This is a genomic window from Brevundimonas sp. (genome assembly GCF_036677305.1).
GTDB lineage: Bacteria > Pseudomonadota > Alphaproteobacteria > Caulobacterales > Caulobacteraceae > Brevundimonas.
Genome location: NZ_JAKFEB010000068.1, coordinates 1 through 20,965 on the forward strand (window position 1 = coordinate 1; position 20,965 = coordinate 20,965).

Annotated in this window: 19 protein-coding genes and 1 tRNA gene; 15 read left to right on the forward strand and 5 right to left on the reverse strand. The window is 69.2% G+C overall.

The genetic code is table 11. The features are described 5' to 3' along the window. The first annotated feature begins 100 nt into the window (after positions 1–100). Positions 101–2,146 carry a TonB-dependent receptor plug domain-containing protein gene (locus V6M42_RS04080; RefSeq protein WP_332677319.1) on the forward strand — a complete coding sequence of 682 codons (2,046 nt, stop codon included), beginning with the start codon at positions 101–103 and terminating at the stop codon, positions 2,144–2,146. 126 nt (positions 2,147–2,272) lie between these two features. Next, complete coding sequence (locus tag V6M42_RS04085; RefSeq protein ID WP_332677321.1) at positions 2,273–4,372, forward strand: TonB-dependent receptor plug domain-containing protein; 2,100 nt, start codon at positions 2,273–2,275, stop codon at positions 4,370–4,372. Positions 4,373–4,474: 102 nt separating this feature from the next. Here V6M42_RS04085 and V6M42_RS04090 read toward each other — a convergent pair whose 3' ends face one another. Beyond that, entirely contained in the window at positions 4,475–6,409 is a 1,935-nt protein-coding gene (locus tag V6M42_RS04090) for a peptide MFS transporter (RefSeq protein WP_332658110.1), read from the reverse strand. Positions 6,410–6,645: 236 nt separating this feature from the next. Here V6M42_RS04090 and V6M42_RS04095 point away from each other — a divergent pair, with 236 nt between their 5' ends. The 10 genes from V6M42_RS04095 to V6M42_RS04140 all read left to right on the forward strand — a co-directional run bounded on the left by V6M42_RS04095 (position 6,646) and on the right by V6M42_RS04140 (position 15,052). Further along, positions 6,646–7,596, forward strand: coding sequence for an ABC transporter substrate-binding protein (locus V6M42_RS04095; protein ID WP_332658111.1), 951 nt, complete (start codon positions 6,646–6,648; stop codon positions 7,594–7,596). Further along, complete coding sequence (locus V6M42_RS04100) at positions 7,593–8,582, forward strand: FecCD family ABC transporter permease (protein ID WP_332677323.1); 990 nt, start codon at positions 7,593–7,595, stop codon at positions 8,580–8,582. Before V6M42_RS04095 ends, V6M42_RS04100 begins: the two co-directional genes overlap by 4 nt. Further along, entirely contained in the window at positions 8,579–9,298 is a 720-nt protein-coding gene (locus V6M42_RS04105) for an ABC transporter ATP-binding protein (RefSeq protein ID WP_332658113.1), read from the forward strand. The genes V6M42_RS04100 and V6M42_RS04105 overlap by 4 nt, the downstream gene beginning before the upstream one ends. A 46-nt stretch (positions 9,299–9,344) precedes the next feature. Then, positions 9,345–10,409, forward strand: a complete 1,065-nt coding sequence (locus tag V6M42_RS04110; RefSeq protein WP_332677325.1) for an isoaspartyl peptidase/L-asparaginase family protein — start codon at positions 9,345–9,347, stop codon at positions 10,407–10,409. Beyond that, positions 10,406–10,912, forward strand: a complete 507-nt coding sequence (locus V6M42_RS04115; protein WP_332677327.1) for a methyltransferase family protein — start codon at positions 10,406–10,408, stop codon at positions 10,910–10,912. The genes V6M42_RS04110 and V6M42_RS04115 overlap by 4 nt, the downstream gene beginning before the upstream one ends. Beyond that, a complete protein-coding gene (locus V6M42_RS04120; RefSeq protein ID WP_332658116.1) occupies positions 10,903–11,169 on the forward strand; it encodes a hypothetical protein in 267 nt (88 codons plus the stop codon). Before V6M42_RS04115 ends, V6M42_RS04120 begins: the two co-directional genes overlap by 10 nt. A gap of 101 nt (positions 11,170–11,270) precedes the next feature. Beyond that, the gene (locus tag V6M42_RS04125; RefSeq protein WP_332677329.1) at positions 11,271–11,984 is read left to right on the forward strand and encodes a hypothetical protein; all 714 of its coding nucleotides are present in this window, start codon (positions 11,271–11,273) and stop codon (positions 11,982–11,984) included. Positions 11,985–12,033: 49 nt separating this feature from the next. After that, the gene (locus V6M42_RS04130) at positions 12,034–13,041 is read left to right on the forward strand and encodes a fumarylacetoacetate hydrolase family protein (RefSeq protein ID WP_332677331.1); all 1,008 of its coding nucleotides are present in this window, start codon (positions 12,034–12,036) and stop codon (positions 13,039–13,041) included. After that, complete coding sequence (locus V6M42_RS04135; RefSeq protein WP_332677333.1) at positions 13,041–13,829, forward strand: TonB family protein; 789 nt, start codon at positions 13,041–13,043, stop codon at positions 13,827–13,829. The genes V6M42_RS04130 and V6M42_RS04135 overlap by 1 nt, the downstream gene beginning before the upstream one ends. Positions 13,830–14,185: 356 nt before the next feature. Further along, complete coding sequence (locus V6M42_RS04140; RefSeq protein WP_332677336.1) at positions 14,186–15,052, forward strand: hypothetical protein; 867 nt, start codon at positions 14,186–14,188, stop codon at positions 15,050–15,052. Here V6M42_RS04140 and V6M42_RS04145 read toward each other — a convergent pair. Together V6M42_RS04145 and V6M42_RS04150 are read right to left on the reverse strand one after the other, a co-directional pair. Then, positions 15,039–16,079: an LLM class flavin-dependent oxidoreductase gene (locus tag V6M42_RS04145; RefSeq protein ID WP_332677337.1), complete on the reverse strand. Its 1,041-nt coding sequence runs from the start codon at positions 16,077–16,079 to the stop codon at positions 15,039–15,041. The two genes, V6M42_RS04140 and V6M42_RS04145, sit on opposite strands and share 14 nt — an antisense overlap. Beyond that, positions 16,076–17,014, reverse strand: a complete 939-nt coding sequence (locus V6M42_RS04150; RefSeq protein ID WP_332677339.1) for an ATP-grasp domain-containing protein — start codon at positions 17,012–17,014, stop codon at positions 16,076–16,078. Before V6M42_RS04150 ends, V6M42_RS04145 begins: the two co-directional genes overlap by 4 nt. Before the next feature lie 145 nt (positions 17,015–17,159). Here V6M42_RS04150 and V6M42_RS04155 point away from each other — a divergent pair. Beyond that, positions 17,160–17,244 (forward strand) — tRNA-Leu (locus V6M42_RS04155). Positions 17,245–17,264: 20 nt separating this feature from the next. Here the strand turns inward: V6M42_RS04155 and V6M42_RS04160 are convergent. Both V6M42_RS04160 and arsC read right to left on the reverse strand, forming a co-directional pair. Further along, entirely contained in the window at positions 17,265–17,816 is a 552-nt protein-coding gene (locus V6M42_RS04160; RefSeq protein ID WP_332677341.1) for a hypothetical protein, read from the reverse strand. Between the two features lie 58 nt (positions 17,817–17,874). Then, a complete protein-coding gene (gene arsC / locus V6M42_RS04165) occupies positions 17,875–18,285 on the reverse strand; it encodes an arsenate reductase (glutaredoxin) (RefSeq protein ID WP_332658130.1) in 411 nt (136 codons plus the stop codon). A gap of 98 nt (positions 18,286–18,383) precedes the next feature. Here arsC and V6M42_RS04170 point away from each other — a divergent pair, with 98 nt between their 5' ends. Further along, positions 18,384–19,646: a multidrug effflux MFS transporter gene (locus tag V6M42_RS04170; protein ID WP_332677344.1), complete on the forward strand. Its 1,263-nt coding sequence runs from the start codon at positions 18,384–18,386 to the stop codon at positions 19,644–19,646. Between the two features lie 94 nt (positions 19,647–19,740). After that, a partial coding sequence (locus V6M42_RS04175) for a M1 family aminopeptidase/hydrolase (RefSeq protein WP_332677346.1) occupies positions 19,741–20,965 on the forward strand: 1,225 nt, incomplete at its 3' end.

Sequence of the window (20,965 nt, forward strand, 5' to 3'; positions counted from 1 at the left end):
GTAATCATGTCTTCGATTTAATCCACCTGTCTGTCTTGTAACTGGAGCCGGCCGCGACACACAGCCACACCTCGCGTCACATGACGAGGGGAATCCTGCAATGACAAAGACCATCCTGCTGGCGACGACGGCGCTCCTGTTGAGCGCCGGCGCGGCGTCCGCCCAGACGCCCAGCGAACAGCAGGCCGCCCCCCAGGCGGATGCGGCGCAACAGGGCGTCCTGATCTTCGAGCCCGCCTTCTTCGCCGACCAGCGCCCCAATTCCGCGCTGGACATGGTCAACCGGGTTCCGGGCTTCTCCGTCGTCGACGGCGACGGCAGCCGCGGGTTTGAAGGCGCCGTCGGCAATATCCTGATCAACGGCTCGCGCCCGGCGTCCAAGAACGACACCGGCTCGGCCGTCCTGTCGCGCACCCTCGCCGACCAGGTCGAGCGGATCGAACTGATCCGCGGCGGCGCGCCCGGCATCGACATGCAGGGCTTCGCCGTCGTCGTGAACGTGATCACCAAGACGGAATCCAGCCGCCAGCACATCTTCACCGCCAACGCCAACATCTTCGAGGGCAGCGGCCAGGATCTGTTCGGCGCCAGCTACCAGTTCACCGCCAAGGAGGGCGAGCGGACCTGGGGCGTGACCCTGAGCGACGGCATCTCCATGAGCGACGCCAACGGCGTGGGCCCGGTGATCCGCCGCGACGCCAACGGCGTCATCTTCCGCCAGGAGGATTTCTACAACGACCAGTACGGCGGCGGCACCTCGATCCGCGGCAACTTCGCCACGCCCCTGTACGGCGGCAAGATCGACCTCACCGCCCGCTACGGCCTCAACGACTTCGAGGGCATCACGCTGCAGACCGCACCCACGGTCCGGCGCGAGAACCTGTTCACGGACGAGGGCGCCGGCGGCGAATTCGGCGCGGTCTACACCCGGCCCGTGAGCCCGCGGACGACGCTGGAAAGCCGCTTCATCCACCAGTTCAACAGCTTCGAATCGACATCGACCGCCCGCAGCCGGATCGACAACGTCGACAGCGCCGAGCAGTTGTTCGTCAGCGAGGGCGATTCCTCCGAGACCATCGCCCGGGCGCTGCTCCGCTTCGAACGCTCGGCGGCCCTGACGTTCGAGAGCGGCGGCGAGCTCGCCTACAACATGCTGGACACCGTCCAGGCCTTCACCGTCGGCGGCGTCGCCGTCCCCCTGCCCTCGGCCTCGGTCAAGGTCGAGGAACTGCGCGGCGAGGCCTTCGGCAAGGCGACCTGGCGCGTGCGCCCCACCCTGACGGTGGAAGGCGGCCTGCGCATGGAGGCCTCGACCATCACCCAGTCGGGCGACGCCGAGCAGGAGAAGAGCTTCTTCTTCCCCAAACCCCGCCTGCTGGCGACCTGGACCCCGATGCCGGACAACCAGTTCCGGTTCCGCTTCGAGCGCGAGGTCGGCCAGCTGGACTTCGGCGACTTCGCGGCCTCTTCGGATCTCGACGAGGAAAACGTCCTGGGCGGCAACGCGGATCTTGAGCCGGAACAGCGCTGGATCACCGAGGTCACCTACGAGCGCCGCTTCTGGACCGACGGCATCATCAGCATCGGCCTGCGCCACGACGAGATCGTCGACGCCATCGACGTGATCCCGCTGGACGGCGGCCTGTCGGCGGTCGGCAACATCGGCGACGGCACGTCGGACCAGCTGGCGGTCAACATCCTGGTGCCGATGGACAAGTTCGGATTCACCGGCGGCCGGCTGGGCTTCCGCAACACCTGGGTCCACACCGAGGTGACCGATCCGACGACGGGTGAAATCCGCGCCATCTCCGGCGTCCGCCCGTCGCAGCCGGTCTTCACCATCGCCCAGGACATCAACTCCTGGAAGCTGCAGTGGGGCGGCGCCTATATCGCGACGCTGCACCAGTTCAGCTACGATCCGGACCAGACCTCGGGCTTCCGCGGCGCTGACTATTTCGAGCTCTGGGCCGAGTACAAACATACGCCGACGCTGTCGCTGCGGGCCCAGATCAATCTCTGGGACGACTTCGAGGTCCAGCGCACGGTCTTCGCGGACCGGACGCCGGCCCGGCCCGTCTCCTACTACGAGAACCGCTACATCGACCCGAGGACCTTTGTGTCCCTGCGACTGCGCAAGACCTTCTGAAGCCCACGGACGAGGGGCGGCCCCAGGGTCGCCCCAAGCCTGTCGGCGAATTAATCCACCTGTCCAGCTTGTAACTGGAGGCGGCGCCGGCCCTCGCGCACCTTCGCCGCAACAGGGAGAGGGTCGATGAGAAAAGCAGTCTGGCTGGCGGGCGCCGCCCTGTGCGCGCTGGCGGGGCCGGCGATGGCGCAGACCTCGCCGTCACAGACCGCGACGCCCCAGTCCGCGGCGCAGGTCCCGGTTCCCACCGGTCCCGCCGTCAGCGCGCCGGAAGTCGATGCGGCCCAGCAGGGCGTGCTGATCTTCGAGCCCGCCTTCTTCGCCGACTCGCGGCCCGACACCGCGCTGGACATGATCGCCCGCCTCCCCGGTTTCGGCCTCGACACCGGCGACAGCGGCACCCGCGGCCTCGCCGGCACGGCCGGCAACGTCCTGATCGACGGCGCGCGGCCCTCGACCAAGAGCGACAGCCTCGACCAGATCCTGCGCCGCATCTCCGCGGCGGGGGTCGCCCGGATCGAACTGATCCGGGGCGGCGCCCCGGGTATCGACATGCAGGGCCGGTCGGTGATCGCCAACGTCATCCTCGTCCGCACCGTCGTCACCGAACGGGTGATCGAGGCCAACGCCTATTTCTATCCCGACGGCTATATCGGCCCGGTGATCGCGGCCCGCTGGTCGCGGCGCGAGGGCGACAACCAGATCGAGGGTTCGATCAACGCCTTCTCGGACCGCACCGACGGAACCGGGGACGGCTTCCGCCGCCGCTATGACCCGGCCGGCAATCTGATCCAGGACGCCGACCTCGTGCTGTGGGATCGCATCCGCACCGTGCGGGCCACGGGGGCCGTACAGCGCCGCGTGGCCGACGGCCTGCTGAAGGTCAACGGCTTGCTGGGCTGGTTCGGCCAGGAGAATTCCCAGGACCTGCTGATCCGCTCCGGCGCCGGCGACGACAGCTTCAACGACGAGGACTCGGATTCGATCGACGGCGAGATCGGCGTCAACTGGACGCGCGATCTGAGCCCCCGCATGGGCCTGGAGCTGACCGGCCTGCAACGCTACGGCACAGAGGCCTACACCGGGGTCTCGGTCGGCGGCGGCGACAGTTCGACCTTCACCGCCGACGCCACGGCCGGCGAGTCGATCGTTCGCGCCACCCTGCGCTACCGGCCCACGGATGAGTACGCGGTCGAGACCGGCGGCGAGATCGCCTTCAACTTCCTCGACAGCGCCAACGCCTATGAAGAGAACGGCGTGGTAATCCCCCTGCCGTCGGCCTCGGTCCGGGTCGAGGAATTGCGCGGCGAGGTGTTCGGCCAGGCGACCTGGCGGCCCAATCCGGAATTCACGCTCGAAGCGGGCGTACGGATCGAGGTCTCGGAGATCAGCCAGTCAGGCGACAGCAACGAATCCAAATCCTTCGTCTTCCCCAAACCGCGCGTGCAGATGACGTGGACGCCCTGGGCCGGCCAGCAGTTCCGCTTCCGCGCCGAGCGCGAGGTCGGCCAGCTGGACTTTGGCGACTTCGTCGCCTCGGCCGACATCGACATCGGCCAGGTCGAGGGCGGCAACCCTGATCTGGAGCCGCAGAAGTCGACCGTGCTGGAAGCGATCTACGAGCGCCGCTTCTGGGGCGAAGGCGTTCTGGACTTCACCTGGCAATACGCTGAATTCGAGGACGTCGTGGACGTCATTCCGCTGGTCGGAGGCTTCGACGGCGTCGGCAACATCGGCGACGGGACGGCGAAATTCTTCCAGACCCGCCTGACCCTGCCCACCGACAAGCTGGGCGTTCCCAACGGCCGACTGCAGGTGCGGGGAAGCTGGTCCTCGACATCCGTGATCGACCCCGTCACCGGCGAGGAGCGTCGGTTCCAAGGCAACCAGGCCTTCGGTTGCGGCGTCGCCTTCAATCAGGATCTGAAGGGAGGCCGCTGGTCCTACGGCTTCGACCACGGCTGCAACGTCGACAAGGGCGCAGACTATCGCGTGCGCGAGATCCGCTACTTCTACGCCGAGCCCGGCGTCAGCGCCTTCGGCCAGTGGAAGCCTCGCAGCGACCTAACGCTGCGGATTGATCTGGGCAACGCCACCAACCGCAAGACCGGCTACAACCGCGACATCTACTCCGGCCCCCGCGACACCGCCCCGCTTGCCTTCCGCGAGGTGCGCCGCACGCAGATGAGTCCCTGGCTGTTCCTCCAGATAAGAAAGACCTTCTGAAGAAGGCGTCCCCACGTCCCACAACTGGCGTGCGCCACCCCCGCGCACGAAAAAGGGCGGAGCCGCGAGGCCCCGCCCTTTCTGTTGTCGCAGCTGGCTTGATCAGCCGGCCGTGCTGGTTCCGGGTCTGGCGACGTTGCCGTCTTCCTGGCCACGGTCGGTCAGGGTCGGTCCCGGGTGGTTTCCGGCGTCATTGGCTCCATGCGACCAGCCCTTGATGAAGAAGCTGATCAGGATGAAGAAGGCGCCGATAGCCATGCCGCCCCAGCCGAGCTTCTCGAAGATCTCGAGCGAGGTGCGCAGCGCCAGACCGGGGTCCAGCACCTGACCGCCGACGGTCTCCGTGCCGGCCAGGCCTGCGATCCAGCCGCCCACGAACTGGGCGATGGAGCTGGCCAGGAACCAGACGGCCATCATGAAGCTGACCACCGCCGGCATCGACAGCTTGGTGATCTCCGACAGGCCCACGGGCGACAGGAACAGCTCGCCCGTCGTGTGGAACATGTAGAGCAGGCCCAGCAGGATGATCGGCATCTGGAAGGCCGAATCGGCCATCCCCGCGCCCCAGACCACCACCATGAAGCCCAGGCCGACCTGGATCAGGCCGAGACCGAACTTCATCGTCGGGTTGGGGTCCATGTTGCGCTTGGCCAGGTAGGCCCAGATCGCCGCCATGATCGGCGCGAACAGCAGGATGAAGCCCGCGTTGAACGACTGGGTCTGGGCCGCGGTGATCGTGGCGTCGACCCAGAAGCCGGACGGGGTGATCCCCGCCGCCTCAAGCTGCGCCGGGGTGCCGACAGTGACGCCCAGGAAGTTGAACGCCGTCGGCGTCAGGCTGAGGTCGACGTTGCGGTCGGCGAACAGGTTCAGCGAGGTGCCGGCCTGTTCGAACAGGGTGAAGAAGATCACCGAGCCGAAGATCAGCACCACTGCCAGCATCATGCGCTCGCGTTGCGCCTTGGTCTTGCACACCGCGATGATGACGTAGCCGATGAACGCCAGCGAGGCGATCGTGGCCGCCAGCAGCACGCCGCCGACAATCGCGTTACGCTGGACGAGGAACCAGATCAGGCCGACGCCCAGGGTGGCCAGCAGATAGATCGACCATTCGCGGTTCAGCGGGCCGATCATCGGACGCTTCAGCATCTCGGGATTGGGCGGCTCGCCCTTGCCCTCGAGGGCCGGCTTGCCGATCATGAAGACGATCCAGCCCAGCGCCATGCCGAGGCCGGCCAGGCCGAAGCCCGCCCACCAGCCGACCGTCTGTCCCAGATAGCCGCACAGGACCGCGGCCCAGAAGGCCCCCAGGTTGATGCCGTAATAATAGAGGGTGAAACCGGAATCCCGCCGGGGATCGCCCTGCGGATACAACTGCCCGACGATGGTCGAGATGTTCGGCTTCAGGAAGCCGACGCCCATGATGATCAGCGAGACGGCGAGGTAGAAGAGGTTCACCCCCATCATGTCGCGCGTCTGGGTCATGACATACGACCCTTCCGCCAGCGTCGCCGGCAGGGGCGAGGCGGTCGGCAGGCCGGCCACGGCGATGCCGCCGGTTTCAGCCGGTCCGAAGGCGTATTTCTGGCCGTCGACGACGATGTTGACGTCGCGATCGGCGCCGCGGCCCTCGGCCGAGATCTCATAGGTCTGACCGCCGTAGGTCAGGGTTTCCGTCGCGGGGCGGCCTTCGAAGGCCATCAGGCCGTGACCGGCGACCAGCAGCAGGGCGCCGAAGGCGATGGCCTTGCGCGTGCCGATGAAACGGTCGGCCATGATGCCGCCGACCAGCGGCAGCAGATAGACCAGCGAGGTGTAGGACCCGTAGGTCGAGCCCGCCATGGAATCGTCGAACAGGAAATGCTGAGTCAGGAAGAAGATCAGGATGCCGCGCATGCCGTAGTAGGAGAACCGCTCCCACATCTCGGCGAAGAACAGGATCATCAGTCCGCGCGGATGGTTCTTGAGGATCTGCATCAGCACCGGAATGCCGGTGGCGAAGGTGATGATCAGGCCCAGGATGATGACGATGTTCATGCCTCACCTCCTGCGACTGGCCGGGCTTCAAGCCCGATGCGCCCTGTAGGCGCGCCCCCTGCGTCCGTCGTACTCAACGGCTCACTCCCTTGTTGCTGCGCCCCACCTGGCGCGCGATGGGCGCATAAGCAGCACGCGCAGCAAGACCGGACAAGAGTTAAGGGTAAATTGGTTGGCGGTGGCGCCCGGCCCCCCGGGTCGGCACGATGCGCCGGATTCGGAGCATGGGACGGTTGATGACCACGACGCGCAGGTCAGCGTTGATCGGATTGGGCGGAGCCCTGGCGCTTTGCGGCTGCTCCCGCGGCTCGTCGCGGGACGACGCTCCCGGCCGGGATGTCGTGGCGGCGGGATCCCCGGCTGCATTGCTGATCTGGGCCGTGGCGCGGGAACGGCTGGCGGGCTGGCCCCGGAGACCGCAGCCCGCCGACCTGTCGGCCCTGCCGCCGCTCGCCGCCGACCTGCCCGAGCTGGGAGGACTGACAGGCAATAGCCGGCAGGCGAATCTGGAGACCATCGCCGCGTTGAAGCCGCGGCTGATCATCGACTACGGCGACATCGACCCGGAGTATCGGGCGCTGGCGGACCGCCTGAAGACTCGCCTGGGACTCGACTGGCGCCTGATCGACGGGGCCCTGACCCGGATCCCGGAAGCGATCCGGCAGGCCGGCGGGTTGCTGGGGTCCGGAAGCCGGGCCGATCCCCTGGCCGATGAGGCGGCCGAGGCGCTGGAGCGCTGGCGCCGCGCGCCGCCGGGGCCGGGCTTCTACTACGCAAGAGGCGCGGACGGTCTGGAAACCGGTTTTCGCGGCAGCCTCGCCACGGAGGTTCTGGAAGGCGCCGGCTGGACCAATGTCGCCGAGGGGTCGCGCGACATCGGCCGCGTGACCCGTGAACAGGTCCTCGCCTGGGATCCCGAGACCCTGGTCACGCTTGACCCTGGATTCGCCGGCTCAATCCAGCACGACCCTGTGTGGCGCGCGCGGCGCAATGGCGAGCGCCGTCGCCTGGTTCTGTTGCCGGGGCGGCCGTTCGGCTGGATCGACCGTCCGCCCTCGGTCAATCGCCTGCTCGGCTGCGCGTGGCTGGCCGATCCCGAGGGCTCCGCCGCGACCCTCGCCGCCCTCAGCCGGCGCCTCTACGGCGCAGCGCCGGTCGAGGCCGCCCAGCCGCGATGGATCGCTTGAACCGGCTGCGCCGCGCCCTGCCGGTTCTGACCCTGGTCCTGCTCGCCCTGGCGGGCGCCGCCGCCGTGCTGTCGACGGGACCGCTGGCCATACCGTTGACCGACCTCTGGTCAGCCGTGATCGGCCGGGGCGGACCGGAGGCCGAACTGGTCCTGACCCTGCGCGGGCCGCGCCTGCTCGCCGCCCTCACCTGTGGCGCGGCCCTGGCCGGCGCGGGCGCCGGATTCCAGATCCTGTTCCGCAATCCGCTTGCGGCGCCCGATCTGCTGGGCGTCTCGTCCGGCGCCGGACTGGGCGCGGCCCTGGCGCTGCTGCTCGGGGCGGGGACGGTGCTGGTCCAGAGCGCGGCCTTCGCCGGCGGACTCGCCATCGGCGGTCTGGCCCTGGGGTGCGCGGCCCTGACCCGCAGCGGGGACGGGCGGCTGGCCCTGATCCTGTGCGGCGTGGTCGCGGGCGCCCTCGCCTCCGCCGGACTGGGCCTCGTCGTCATCGTCGCGGAGCCCTATTCGCAGCTGCCCGCGATCACCTACTGGCTGCTGGGCTCCTTCACCCGCGCGACCCTGGTCGAGGCGCTGTTCGCGCTGGGGCCGGTCTGCCTCGGCGGGGCGATCCTGCTCTGGCTCGGCTTCCGGCTGGACGTGCTGTCGCTGGGCGACGAGCAGGCGCGGTCGCTGGGCCTGCCCGCGCGCCGCCTGCGGCTGACGGCTCTGGCGGCGGCGGCGCTGATGACCTCGGCGGTCGTCGCCCTGGCCGGGATCGTCGGCTGGATCGGCCTTCTGGCGCCTCACGCGGCGCGCCTGATCGTCGGCGACAGGGCGGGGCGGCTGATCCCCGCCTCGATGGCCATCGGCGCCCTGTTCGCCCTGGTCATCGACCGGATGGCCACCGCCTTCGGTCCGGCTGAAATCCCCGTCGGCCTGCTGTCCGCCGCCATCGGCGCCCCGGCCTTCCTGTTCCTGTTCGTCGCCACGTCGAGGCGGTCATGAGCGGCCTGCTGCTTGAGGGTCTGGTCGCCGGACGCGCCGCGCGCGGCGGCAAGGGGTTCCGCCTGCCGCCCCTGGATCAGAGCATCGCGCCCGGCGAAATCATCGCCCTCATCGGTCCGAACGGGGCGGGCAAGACGACGCTGCTCAAGACCCTTGCGGGCCTGCTTCCCCCGCTCGCCGGCTCGATGAGTCGCCCTCGCTCCGCCTGGTTGCCGCCGCCGGGCGCTGTCAGCGCCGGCTTTCCGGTCCTGCACCTGACGGCGCTGGGACGGTCGCATCTGCGGCGCTGGTCTTCGGGCCTGACGCCCGCCGATCTGGACGTCGCCCGTGCCGCGCTCGACCGCCTGGACGTCGGTCATCTGGCGGATCGCCCGTTCGACCGCCTGTCCAGCGGTCAGCAACAGCTGGTCCTGATCGCCCGCCTGTTCGTCCAGGACGCGCCGCTGTGCCTGCTGGACGAACCCCTGGCCCTGCTGGATCCCGCCCACGCCCAGGCCGTCGAGGCCGCGATCCGGTCCCTGGCGAGCGAAGGTCGTATCGTCATCGCCTCGACCCATCATCTGCCGTTCGCCGCGCGGGCCGATCGCGTGCTGGCGCTGGGGGCCGACGGGGCCGGAATGGACGCGCCGGCGCGCGCCCTGGCTCCCGACCGCCTCCGCGCCCTGTTCGGCGTCGAGGTCGAAGGCTGCCCCTGTTGCGGCGGCCCCTTGAGTTGAGACGGCGGTTGGACGAGGTTCTGGCCTCGCTTTCGAAAGGCTGACCATGTCCCTCGCCCGCCTCGCTCCGGCCGCGCTCGCGCTCCTCCTGTCCGCCGCGCCCGCCATCGCCCAGGACGCGCCGCGCTGGTCGTTCGCCATCCACGGCGGGGCCGGGGTCATCGAGCGCGAGAGCCTGACGGCGGAACAGGACGCCGCCTATCGCGCCGCCCTGAAACGCGCGCTCGAGGCCGGCTCGGCCGTACTGGCTCAAGGCGGCCCCGCGCTGGACGCGGTCCAGGCCGCCATCCAGGTCATGGAGGACGATCCGCTGTTCAACGCCGGACGCGGCGCGGTCTTCACCGCCGCCGGCCGCAACGAACTGGACGCCGCCGTCATGAACGGCGCGGACCTGACCGCCGGCGCCGTGGCCGGCCTGACCACCACCCGCCATCCGATCGCGGCGGCCCGCGCCGTCATGGAGCGATCGCCCCACGTCATGCTGATCGGCCAGGGCGCCGACAGCTTCGCCGCCTCGGTCGGGCTCGAGCAGGTTGATCCGTCCTTCTTCTTCACCGAGCGCCGCTGGCAAGGGCTGGAACGCGCCCTGAGGCAGCAGAACCTGCCGATACCTGAACGGCCCGCCGGCGCGCCGGGCCCGCAGGCGGCGAATGACCTGCCGGCGCCGCCCCTGAACGAGCGCAAATTCGGCACCGTCGGCGCCGTGGCCCTGGACAGCGAAGGCCGCCTTGCCGCGGGAACCTCGACCGGCGGCATGACCGCCAAACGCTGGGGCCGGGTCGGCGACGTGCCGGTGATCGGGGCCGGCACCTACGCCTCCAACCGCGACGGCTGCGCGGTGTCTGCGACGGGCGACGGCGAATATTACATCCGCGCCTCGGTCGCCCGCGACATCTGCAGCCGCATCCACGACGGCGCCTCCGGTCATGACGCCGGACAGGCCGAGGTCGACGACGCCCTGGCGCTGGGCGGCTCGGGCGGCGTCATCGTCATGGACCTGCAGGGCCGGCCCGCCTTCGCCATGACCACCTCCGGCATGTACCGCGGCGCGGTTTCGTCCAGCGACCCCGCGCGGGTGGCCATCTATGGCGACGAGACCCTGCGGCCATGAAGAAGCCCGACACGCCCGGGGTCATCGCCCCGCCGCCGCTGATCTATCTCGGCTTCCTGCTGGCCGGCTGGGGCCTGGCCGAACTCGGCGCCCGACCGGAGGCCGCCGGGGCCGGTCTCGACTGGCTGGCGGCGGGCTTCGGACTGGAGATGGCGGCTCGACGCGGCATCGCCCTGACCCTGATCGTCGGCGGCCTGCTGCTGGACGGGATGGCGGCGGGCCTGTTCCGGCGGCGCGGCACAGCGGTCGAACCGTGGAAGCCGTCCACCGCCCTGATCATCGAGGGCCCGTACCGGTTCAGCCGCAATCCGATCTACCTCGGGTTCGCCATCACTTACGTGGGTCTGGCTATCGCCATGAACAGCTGGATCGCGCTGATCCTGCTGGTCCCCTGCCTGTTCGTGATCGACCGGTTCGTGATCCGGCGCGAGGAGCGCTACCTCTCCCTCAAGTTCGGGGCGGCCTACGACGTCTACCGCCAGAAAGTGCGCCGATGGCTGTGAGCGACGACGAGCTGTCGGACATGGCGATCGAGGAACTGGATATCGCCTGCGCCCTGCCCTGGCCGGACATGAAATCGGTCACGCCCTGGGGCGACAGCTTCACCGGCTTTGCGCCTTCCGGACGCGAGGTCGAGATCGAGCGGCGCTATCTCTGGGCCCACGAACCCGAGGGAGCCATCGCTGTCGAGATAGAAGTGCGCGCCGTCGGCGCCCCGACCGGCGCCGAGGCCAAGGCTCTGATCACCGCGCCCCGCTGACGCCGAATCCGGGGCGGCGTTAACCTTTCCCGTTGCCAAGCTGAGCCGTCGAGGCAAGATGCGCCCCGCACGCGTTCGCGCAGACCGGGAGGGACAGCCGCATGGCCTATGGCGCCGACTTCGCCACCGCCGACGCCGCCAATGCGCCGCTGGACGCCCCCTTGATGATCGGCGCCGATCCGGTCCTCTGGGGGGGCCTGCTGCTGGGACTGGCCGCCGCCCTGCTGGTCGGCTGGCTTGTCGGTCAGAACGGCAAGACGTCCCGCCCGGACGCCGCCGAGTCAATCTGGGAAGACATCGACGACGCCGCCAGGGAGGCGATGAAGGCGAACGCCGACAACCTTTCAGCCAAGGCGTCCGCCCTGCTGCGGACCATAGAGCGCCGCCTCGGCAAGACGCTCGGCATGGCCGGCGGCGCGGGCGGAATCACCGAGGCTCTGAAAAAGGCCCTTGATGGCGAACCGGCGCACAAGCCGCACGGCGACCATGACCCCGACACGGGCCATGAAGACAAACACGGCCATCACGATGCGCCGCCGGCCGCCGCAAGCGGCGTCACCGTCATCGTCAACAACGGCAAGAGCGACGGTCACAAGGGCGCCGATGATCACCCCGGCGATCACGGGGCGAAGACGCCGCTGGGCGTTCAGGCGCGGAACGACGCCCTGCGCCTGGCCATAGGCCATTTCAATGATCAGTGGGGCCAGCGCCGCGACCGCGTCCGCGAACTGCGCGCCGCCCATGCGGAACTGTCGACCCCCGGGTCGAAGCATCCGGCGGCGGGCAGGATCAGCGGAACGCGCGCCGGTCATTGACCGCCCGCACACGGTTTCCTCGCCGCATAAAACCGCCTAAGCCTGAGGCATGAAACTCGCCTCGCTCAAGCACGGCCGCGACGGCCGCCTCGTCCTCGTCTCCGAGGATCTCGCCTGGTTCACCGACGCCTTCCTGATCGCCCCGACCCTGCAGGCGGCGCTGGATAACTGGGATCGGGTCGAGCCCGACCTGCTGGCGCTGGCCGAGAGCCTCGAGCACGGCGGCGTGCCGCGCGGCCGTTTCCATGAGCGCGAGGCCGCGGCGCCCCTGCCCCGCGCCTATCAGTGGGCAGACGGCTCGGCCTATGTGAACCACGTCGCCCTCGTGCGTCAGGCGCGCAACGCCGAAATGCCCGACAGCTTCTGGACCGATCCCCTGATGTACCAGGGCGGGTCCGACGGCTTCCTCGCCCCGCGCGATCCCATTCCGCTGGCCGATGAAAGCTGGGGCTGCGACCTCGAGGCCGAGGTGGTGGTTGTCACCGGCGACGTACCCCAGGGCGTGACGCGCGAGGAGGCGCTGAGCCACATCCGTCTGGTCGGCCTGGTCAATGACGTGTCCCTGCGCAACCTCATCCCGGCCGAACTGGCCAAGGGTTTCGGCTTCGTCCAGTCCAAGCCCGCCTCGGCCCTGTCGCCGGTCTTCGTCACGCCGGACGCCCTGGGCGACCGCTGGGCCGACGGCAAGCTGAAGGGCGAACTGTCCGTCCAGCTGAACGGCGCGGACTTCGGCAAGGCCGACGCCGGCGTCGACATGACCTTCGACTTCGGGACGCTGATCGCGCATCTGGCCAGGACCCGCGCCCTGTGCGCCGGCACGGTCATCGGCTCGGGCACGGTGTCGAACCGCGACGCGGGCGGCGGCCCCGGCAAGCCCGTGTCCGAAGGCGGCCTCGGCTACTCCTGCATCGCCGAGGTGCGGACGGTCGAGACCATCCTGCGCGGCAAGGCCGAGACGCCCTTCCTCAAGGCCGGCGACACGGTGCGCATCGAGATGCTGGACGACAAGCACCACTCCATCTTCGGCGCCATCGAACAGACCGTCGAAGCGGTTTGATGCTCGGCGGCCTCCTGCTTTCCCTGATCGCAGCAATCGTCACGCTTTCAGCTCCGGTCCAGGCTTCGGAAGAAGACTGGGACGTGGTTGTCGATCCAGCGCGGCGCCTGACAACGGCTTCCATCGCCTATTCGTCCGGCCAGTCCATCATCGTGGCCTGCCGCGCGGGCGACCTCAACGTCATCGTCCGCGGATTGGACCCCGACGCCGGGCTGAGCCGCTATGCCGAGGTCACTGTCGATCAGTTGCATCCTGATGCGCAGAACTGGTTCAACCTGGGCGATGGCGCGGCCGTTCTCAGCGGGACCCCGGCGTTCCATGCCCGCCGGTTCCGGACCGGCGGCGTCCTTGAGTTCGGTGTGGGTCCGTCAGGGCTGCACCCCCGTGCGACCAAACGCTTTGCTCTGGATCTTCCGGACGGGTTTGAGGGCGTCGATCAGGTCTTGACGGCCTGCGGTGTGCCTCTGAGCGATCCACGGGACAGCATCTCTCGATGGAATTCCTTCGCCTTCCCCGGGGACACGGTCTGGACCCGGATGGCCCGGCCGGAATATCCGGAAGCCGCCGCCGCTGCGGGAATCGAAACCGGATTTGCCGTCAGCTCATGCATCGTCGGGCCGCAGGGCGAACCTCTCGAATGTCGCGTCGAAAAGGAAAGCGATCCGAGGGCGGGCTTTGGAAACGCTGCGGTTCGCTCCTTGAGATCAGCACGCGTCGTGCTCGGTGGCGAGGGCGGCGCAACCCCCGGACAGGTCATGGTGGCGACCATGCGGTTTCGGGTGGAATAACGGGGGACCGACCGCAGCCCGATATTGATCGGCAGGGGCGCCGGCTCCGGCCGCCGCCGTCGCTTCATGCGCCAGCACGGCCGCCGGTCCCTGACAGGACAGCAGCAGGCCCGACATGATCGCAAGCAGCACACGCTTCATCTCGACCTCCGGCTTTCCAGAGGTCAGAGGCGGCCGCGCGCCCTTACGGATGCGCCGGACGGATTAAGCTTTCGACAGTTCCGCGACCGTCCCGGGCCAGGATCGGCAAGGTCGTCAGGTTCATGATCCGCTTCCGGTTTTCCTGACCGGTCGCCTTGACGGATCGCCTTCGATCCCCGCAGGGTTGCAGAAGCGAACCCGTCCGGATTGTTCCCATGAAGCGTACCCTGACCGCCCTTCTCGCCTGCGTCGTCGCCCTTCCGGCCCTCGCCCAGGATGCGTCCGCCGACTGGGATCTGGCGCAGCGCAGGGACCTTCTGGTCGCCTATACCCAGTTCGACAACGGCCTGAGCATCGCCACCCGGTGCGCCGACGGCGGGTTTGAAGCCGTCATCGGCGGCCTGCCGCCTGCGGGCCGGGCCACGACCCGTTCGCTGCGCATCGCCTTCGGGGAGGATGATCTGGTCGAGAGCCGGTGGAACGTCGCCACCGACGACACCATCGCGGTCAGCGAATTGCCCGCTCCCTTCGCCCGTGAATTGAGGGCGGGCGGACGCCTGCGCATTCTCGTTCCGGGCGGCGCGGAGGGGGGGCGAAACCTGATGTACGACCTCGTTCTGCCGGCCTCGGCCGGTTCGATCGACCAGACCCTGACCACCTGCGGCCGGCCGCTCGTCGATCCCCGCGACGCGGAACTGGAAGCGCTTCAGGACGACGGCGTCCCCCGCAACCTGGCCTGGGCCGTGCGTCCCCGGGCCGAGTTTCCGAACACGCGGTACGCCCGCGGCTTCGCGGTCATCACCTGTGTGAGCAATCCTGACGGATCGCTGCGGGACTGCGCCGTGGAAACCGAACACCCGAGGGACGGCCGGTTCGGCGCGGCCACGCTCGCTTCGGCGCGGCGGGCGCGGCTCCAGAATCTCGCCGAGCCCGGCGCCCCCGTGCCGGTCGGGCGGGTGCTCTACAAGACCCATTTCCTCATGGAGGGGTACCAGACGCGCGAAGACGAGGAGCGCATGCGCGAGAGCCGTCGGCTGCAACGGGAAGAACGGGCCGCCCGGCGCGCCGCTAGCGGCGAATGACCTGGGCGGCGAACCGCTCCATCTCCTCTTCCTGCGGCGACATCTGAAGCAGCAGCAGATCCAGCCCGGCCGCTTCGAATTCCGCGATCCGTTCCCGGACAGCCTCCGGCGTGCCGACGAAGCCCGGACGAAGGCCGCGATTGGAGACGCTGTACTCCCGGATCTTCAGCTCGCGCTCCAGCTCCGTGCCCGCCAGCCATTGGTCGAAATTGGCGAAGCCCGGAGGCGGCGTTCCCTCGGCCAGGCCGGGGATGGCGGTGATCCGTTCGAGCTCGCGGTCCGCCTCGGCCTGGCTGTCGCGCACGACGGCGTAGCCGGCCATGCCGAACGACATCGGCGGCAGGCCGAAGCTTTCGCGCCGCGCCTTCATGTCGGCGACCTTGGCGGCGATATGCTCCGGCTCGTCGCCGTGCATCACATAGGCGTCGCAGTGCTTGGCGATCAGCGTCTTGGCCGCCTCCGACTCGCCGCCCGCATAGATGACCGGTCGGGGCCGCGCCGCGCTTGAGGTCGGCTTGGGCTCCACGATGGCGTCCTTCAGCGTGTAGTAGCGGCCTTCGAAGTCCGTGCGGGGTTGCGTCCAAAGTCGGTCCACGACCTGAAGCCATTCGGTGGTCCTGGCGTACCGGTCGTCGTGCTGGTCGAACTGCAGGCCGTAGCTTTCGGCCTCCTTCGCCCACCAGGACGAGACGACGTTCAGCGCCAGCCGCCCGCCCGAGATCCGGTCGATATTGGCCGCCGCCTTGGCGAACAGGGCGGGCTGGTGGAAGTTCGGCCGCACCGCCACCATCAGTTCGATGGTCCTGGTCACCGCCGCCAGCGCCGCCGCGCTGGACCAGGCGTCCAGGGCCGGGGCCTCGATCCCCTTGATGTCGTTCAGGTTCAGCTCGGCGATCAGGGTCAGGTCCCAGCCGATCTCCTCCGACCGCCGGACGAGCCTGGACAGATTCTCCCAGCTCGCCGCCCGCTCGTCGTCGACGTTCCGCAGCCAGCCGCCGAAGACCGGGGCCCAGTAGCCGTACCTCATGCGCGCTTCGCCTTCTCTTCCTCGATGACGCCGACCAGCCAGTCGACGAGGTTGTCGTGCGGATCGAAGCCCAGCACATCGCGCGGCTTCGCCACGAAATTCGACAGGGCGTTGATGTCGTAGAACCGCACCGAGCCGTCCCGCTCGTCGATCAGATATTCGACCGAGCCGACCTCGACCTTGCCGGCCGCGACGATGGCCTCGACCGCGGCGATGATCTCCGCTGGCGGCTCGAACCGCGTCATGCCCATGACCGCCGATCCCGGCCGGATCAGGCAGACGTCGGCCGGACACAGATCGAAGGCGTCGCCCGAACTTTCCACCTCCAGGGCATAGAGATAGCGGCCCGCCAGGGTCTCCACCCGGATGATCCGTCCGCCCGCGCGCGGCGCGTACTCCTGGACCAGCGAGACGCCGTTGATCCCGGCCGGCGCGGTTCTGTCGCGCGCCGCCCGGGCCAGGTCTTCGGCCGTATCGTAGCGGACGATGCCCGCGCCCGAACCGCCGATGTCGGCCTTGACCAGAACCGGAAAGCGCAAGCCCTCCGCCGCCTTGGGCAGGTCCGCCTGCCGGTGCGCGGCCCGCGTCTCCGGCCCCCTGAATCCGAGCCGGGCGATCAGACTGAGCTGCCGCGCCTTGGACGTGTCGATGGGCAGGGCCGAGGCGTTGATCACCCGTGTCCCCCGGCCCTCCCAGTGCTCGAACAGGCTCTGGGCGTAGAAGATCGGATGCTCGGGTTCGCGCAGGAAGGACGACATCGCGACCCGGCTGAACACCACCCGCGCGGGTGCCGGCGAGGCCGCCGGGTCGAACACGTCCCCGGCCAGAGGCGTCTTCACCCAGGAAACGCCGCGCCGGTCCAGCGCCTCGAACAGGGGCTCGAACCACTGCGGATGCTCATAGACGACGGCGAGGTCGGGGAGAGGAGACGTCATGACGATCGCAAATGCGTTACACCTCGATGAAACGCAAGAGGGCTGGTTGCGATTCACGCGACAGCCCTGATCGCCGGACGCTTGCCGACGACCGGCCGAGCGGATAGGTCACGTCGACCACGGCGCTCCGGCGCCGGCACGGCACGCGGGTGTGGTGGAATTGGTAGACGCGCCGGACTCAAAATCCGGTTCCGAAAGGAGTGCCGGTTCGACCCCGGCCACCCGCACCACGTTCAGGAATCCCGGTCCGTCACGCCGCCGGCGGCAGGTAGTCCGCCGGGATGGGCGCCGCCGGGGTTTCGGACTGCCAGTAGACGCTGACGATCCACCAGCGGGCGCCGTCGTTGAACAGCTGGATGCTGTTGATGCCCCGCGCGAAAGGGCTCGGGTCCGACAGGCTGTGCAGGCTTTCGTAGGTGGACCAGACGTGGACGATCTGGCCGAACCGCTCCGACCGGCGCGCGATCTCGCGTTCATGGAATCCCTGGCCGACCAGCAGGGGCTCGCTGCGGGTGATGTATTCGTCCGGGGTGATGGAGCGCACGACGCCCTGGCCCTCGCGGTTCATGCCGGAGGGCATAAGCCGTCCGGTGGGGTGAAACAGGGACCGGAAACGGTCCCAGTCGCGGGCGACCCCGGCGTCGCCAGAGATGACATCATACAGGGCCGCGGTGATGGCCTCGGGCGTGGCGACGTCGGCCGGGGCGGCGGTCGAGACGGGGACCGGCGGCAGCGGTGTCCGGGCGGCGACGGGCGCAGCGCAAGCGATGGCCAGCGCGGCCGCGATTGTCGAAAGACGCATCCGTAGTCCTCCCTGATCCGGGGACTATGCCGGGCCCACCGGCGGCGCGCCAGCGGGTCTAGCCGAGTTCGACCACTTCCCCGTCTTCCTTGACGAAGCGCTCGGGCCGGTGGTCCAGCAGGTCGAAGACCTTCTCCGACGGCCGGCACATGGCCGCGCCGCGCGGCGTGCGGACGATGGGGCGGTTGACCAGCACCGGATGGGCCAGCATCGCCTCGAGGATCGCCTCGTCCGGGGTCGCGGGGTCGGTCAGGGCCGGATCGATCGCCGCCGCCTCCTTGCCGCGCAGGGCGTCGCGCGGCGTCAGCCCGGCCTCGGCGAACAGGGCGCGCAGCTGGTCGGCGGTCCAGCCGGCCTGCATGTATTCGACCACCTCGGGTCGGTAGCCGGCCGCCTCGATCATGGCCAGGACATTGCGCGAGGTGCCGCAGGCGGGGTTGTGGAAGACGGTCACGGGGAAATCGCTCATCTCCGCCGACTAGCATTCCCTGCGCCCCGGATCACCGGGGCGGGCTTATTTTCCTGTCACGGTTGCGGATCACGACCGCCAGTCGCATCTGGCCGTGGATGACCTCCCCCAGTCCTGCGCCTGCCGCCGCCGTGAAGGGGCCGGGCTTTCCCGAATTCGTCGCCCTGATCGCCATGATGATGGCGCTCAACGCCCTGGCCATCGACTCCATGCTTCCCGCCCTGCCCGCCATCGGCGAGGCCCTGGGCGTGACCTCCGAGAACAGCCGCCAGTGGGTCATCACCGCCTATCTGCTGGGCTTCGGCGTGACCCAGATCGTCTATGGCCCGCTGGCCGACCGCCATGGCCGCAAGCCGATCCTGATGATCGGTCTGGGCCTCTATGTCGTGTTCAGCGTGCTGGCCGCCTTCGCCACCACGTTCGAGCTGCTGATCGCCGCGCGGGTCGGAACCGGGATCGGCGCCGCGGCCCTGCGCGTGCTGGCCGTCTCGATCGTGCGCGACCGCTATTCGGGGCGGACCATGGCGCGGGTGATGTCGCTGTCCTTCCTCGTCTTCCTCGGCGTGCCGATCCTGGCGCCGGCGCTCGGGGCGGCGATCCTGACCGTCGCGCCCTGGCCCTGGGTGTTCGGCGTCCTGGCCGTCGGCGGGGCCGCCTTCGCGATCTGGGCGGCCATCCGCCTGCCCGAGACCCTGCACCCCGAGGACCGGATGCCGATCCAGGTCGGACGCATCGCCTCGGCTTTCAGGCAGGCGCTGACCAACCGGCAGTCGATCGGCTACACCTTCGCCATCACCGCCATCTCGGGCGCCCTGTTCGGCTTCATCAACTCCAGCCAGCAGATCTTCTTCGACGTCTTCCATGAGCCGGAACTGTTCACGGTCGTGTTCGGCGTGGTGGCCGGCGGCATCGCCATCGCCTCGTTGCTGAATGCGCGGCTGGTCGAACGTCTGGGATCGAGGCTGATCTCGCACACCGCCCTGCTGGGCTTCATCACCATGTCGGCGATCCATGCGGCGGTGGCCCTGTCGGGCCACGAGACGATCTGGACCTTCGCCGTCCTGCAGGCCCTGACCATGTTCTGCTTCGGCTTCATCGCCGGCAATTTCGGTTCGATGGCCATGGAGCCGATGGGCCATATCGCCGGCACCGCCTCCTCGGCCCAGGGGTTCATCTCGACCACCGGAGGGGCGACGCTGGGCTTCCTGATCGGTCAGCAGTTCAACGGATCGGCCATCCCCATGACCATCGGTTTCACCTGTCTGGGCCTGACGGCGCTGGGCTTCGTCCTGATCGCCGAGCGCGGACAGCTGTTCAGGGCGCGGAACCTCGTCCCGGCGCCCGCGCCCGCAGCCTCTTGATCTTTTTCCCTCGCCGGGGCGTTGTCCCCGGCAGGAAACGAACCGGCCCGACCGTCCGCAAAAGGACGGCGGGCCTTCTGGTCAAGGACTCCCGATGATCCGCACGCTTGGACTGGTCTCCGCCCTCGCTCTCGCGACGGCCATGGGAGGATGCGCATCAATGCCCGGCTCAGGCTCATCGGACATGCCGCCCCTGCCCGCCTCGGCGACCGCGCCGATCGAGTATGCGCGCGACACCCACACATACGCGCGGCCCGAAATCGCGCATGTGCGCCACGTCGATCTGGACCTGACCGCCGACTTCCGGGCCCACACCCTGTCCGGCACGGCCGGGCTGGACATCCAGGGCGTCCAGGGCGCGGACGAGATCGTGCTGGACGTCAAGAATCTGGACATCCGCAACGTCACCGACGCCGCCGGCGCGCCGCTGCAGTACGAGACCGGCGCCAATGACGCCATCAAGGGACAGCCCCTGACCGTGCGCTTCCCGGCCCTGACCGCCGGCGAGACGCGCCGGATCGTCGTCAGCTATTCGACCCGCCCCGACGCCGCCGCCCTGCAATGGCTGACCCCGTCCCAGACCGCGGGCGGCCAGAAGCCCTATCTGTTCAGCCAGGGGCAGGCGATCCTGACCCGAACCTGGGTTCCGACCCAGGACAGCCCGGGCATCCGCCAGACCTATGACGCCCGCATCGTCGCGCCCGAGGACCTGCGCGTGGTGATGAGCGCCCAGCAGCTGACCCCCGAGGGCGAGGCCGCGGGCCCCGGCATGAAGGCCTGGCGCTTCCGCATGACCAATCCGGTGCCGCCCTATCTGATCGCCATCGGCGTGGGCGACCTGGCCTTCGCCGCCATCGACGAGCGCACGGGCGTCTTCACCGAGCCGTCGCGTCTGGAGGCCGCGCGGGCCGAACTGGCCCCGACCGCCGACATGGTCGATGCGGCCGAGCGGCTGTACGGCCCCTATCGCTGGGGCCGTTACGATCTGCTGGTCCTGCCGCCCTCCTTCCCGTTCGGCGGGATGGAGAATCCGCGCCTGACCTTCGCCACCCCGACCATCATCGCCGGCGACCAGTCGCTGGTCTCGCTGGTGGCGCACGAGCTGGCGCACAGCTGGTCGGGCAACCTCGTCACCAACGCCACCTGGAACGACATGTGGCTGAACGAGGGGTTCACCGTCTATTTCGAGAACCGGATCATGGAGGCCCTGTACGGCCGGGACCGAGCCCTGATGCTGGCCTCGCTGGGCTGGGGCGACCTGCAGGACGAGATGGCCGGTCTGCCGCCCGCCGACACCCGCCTGCACCTGAACCTCGAGG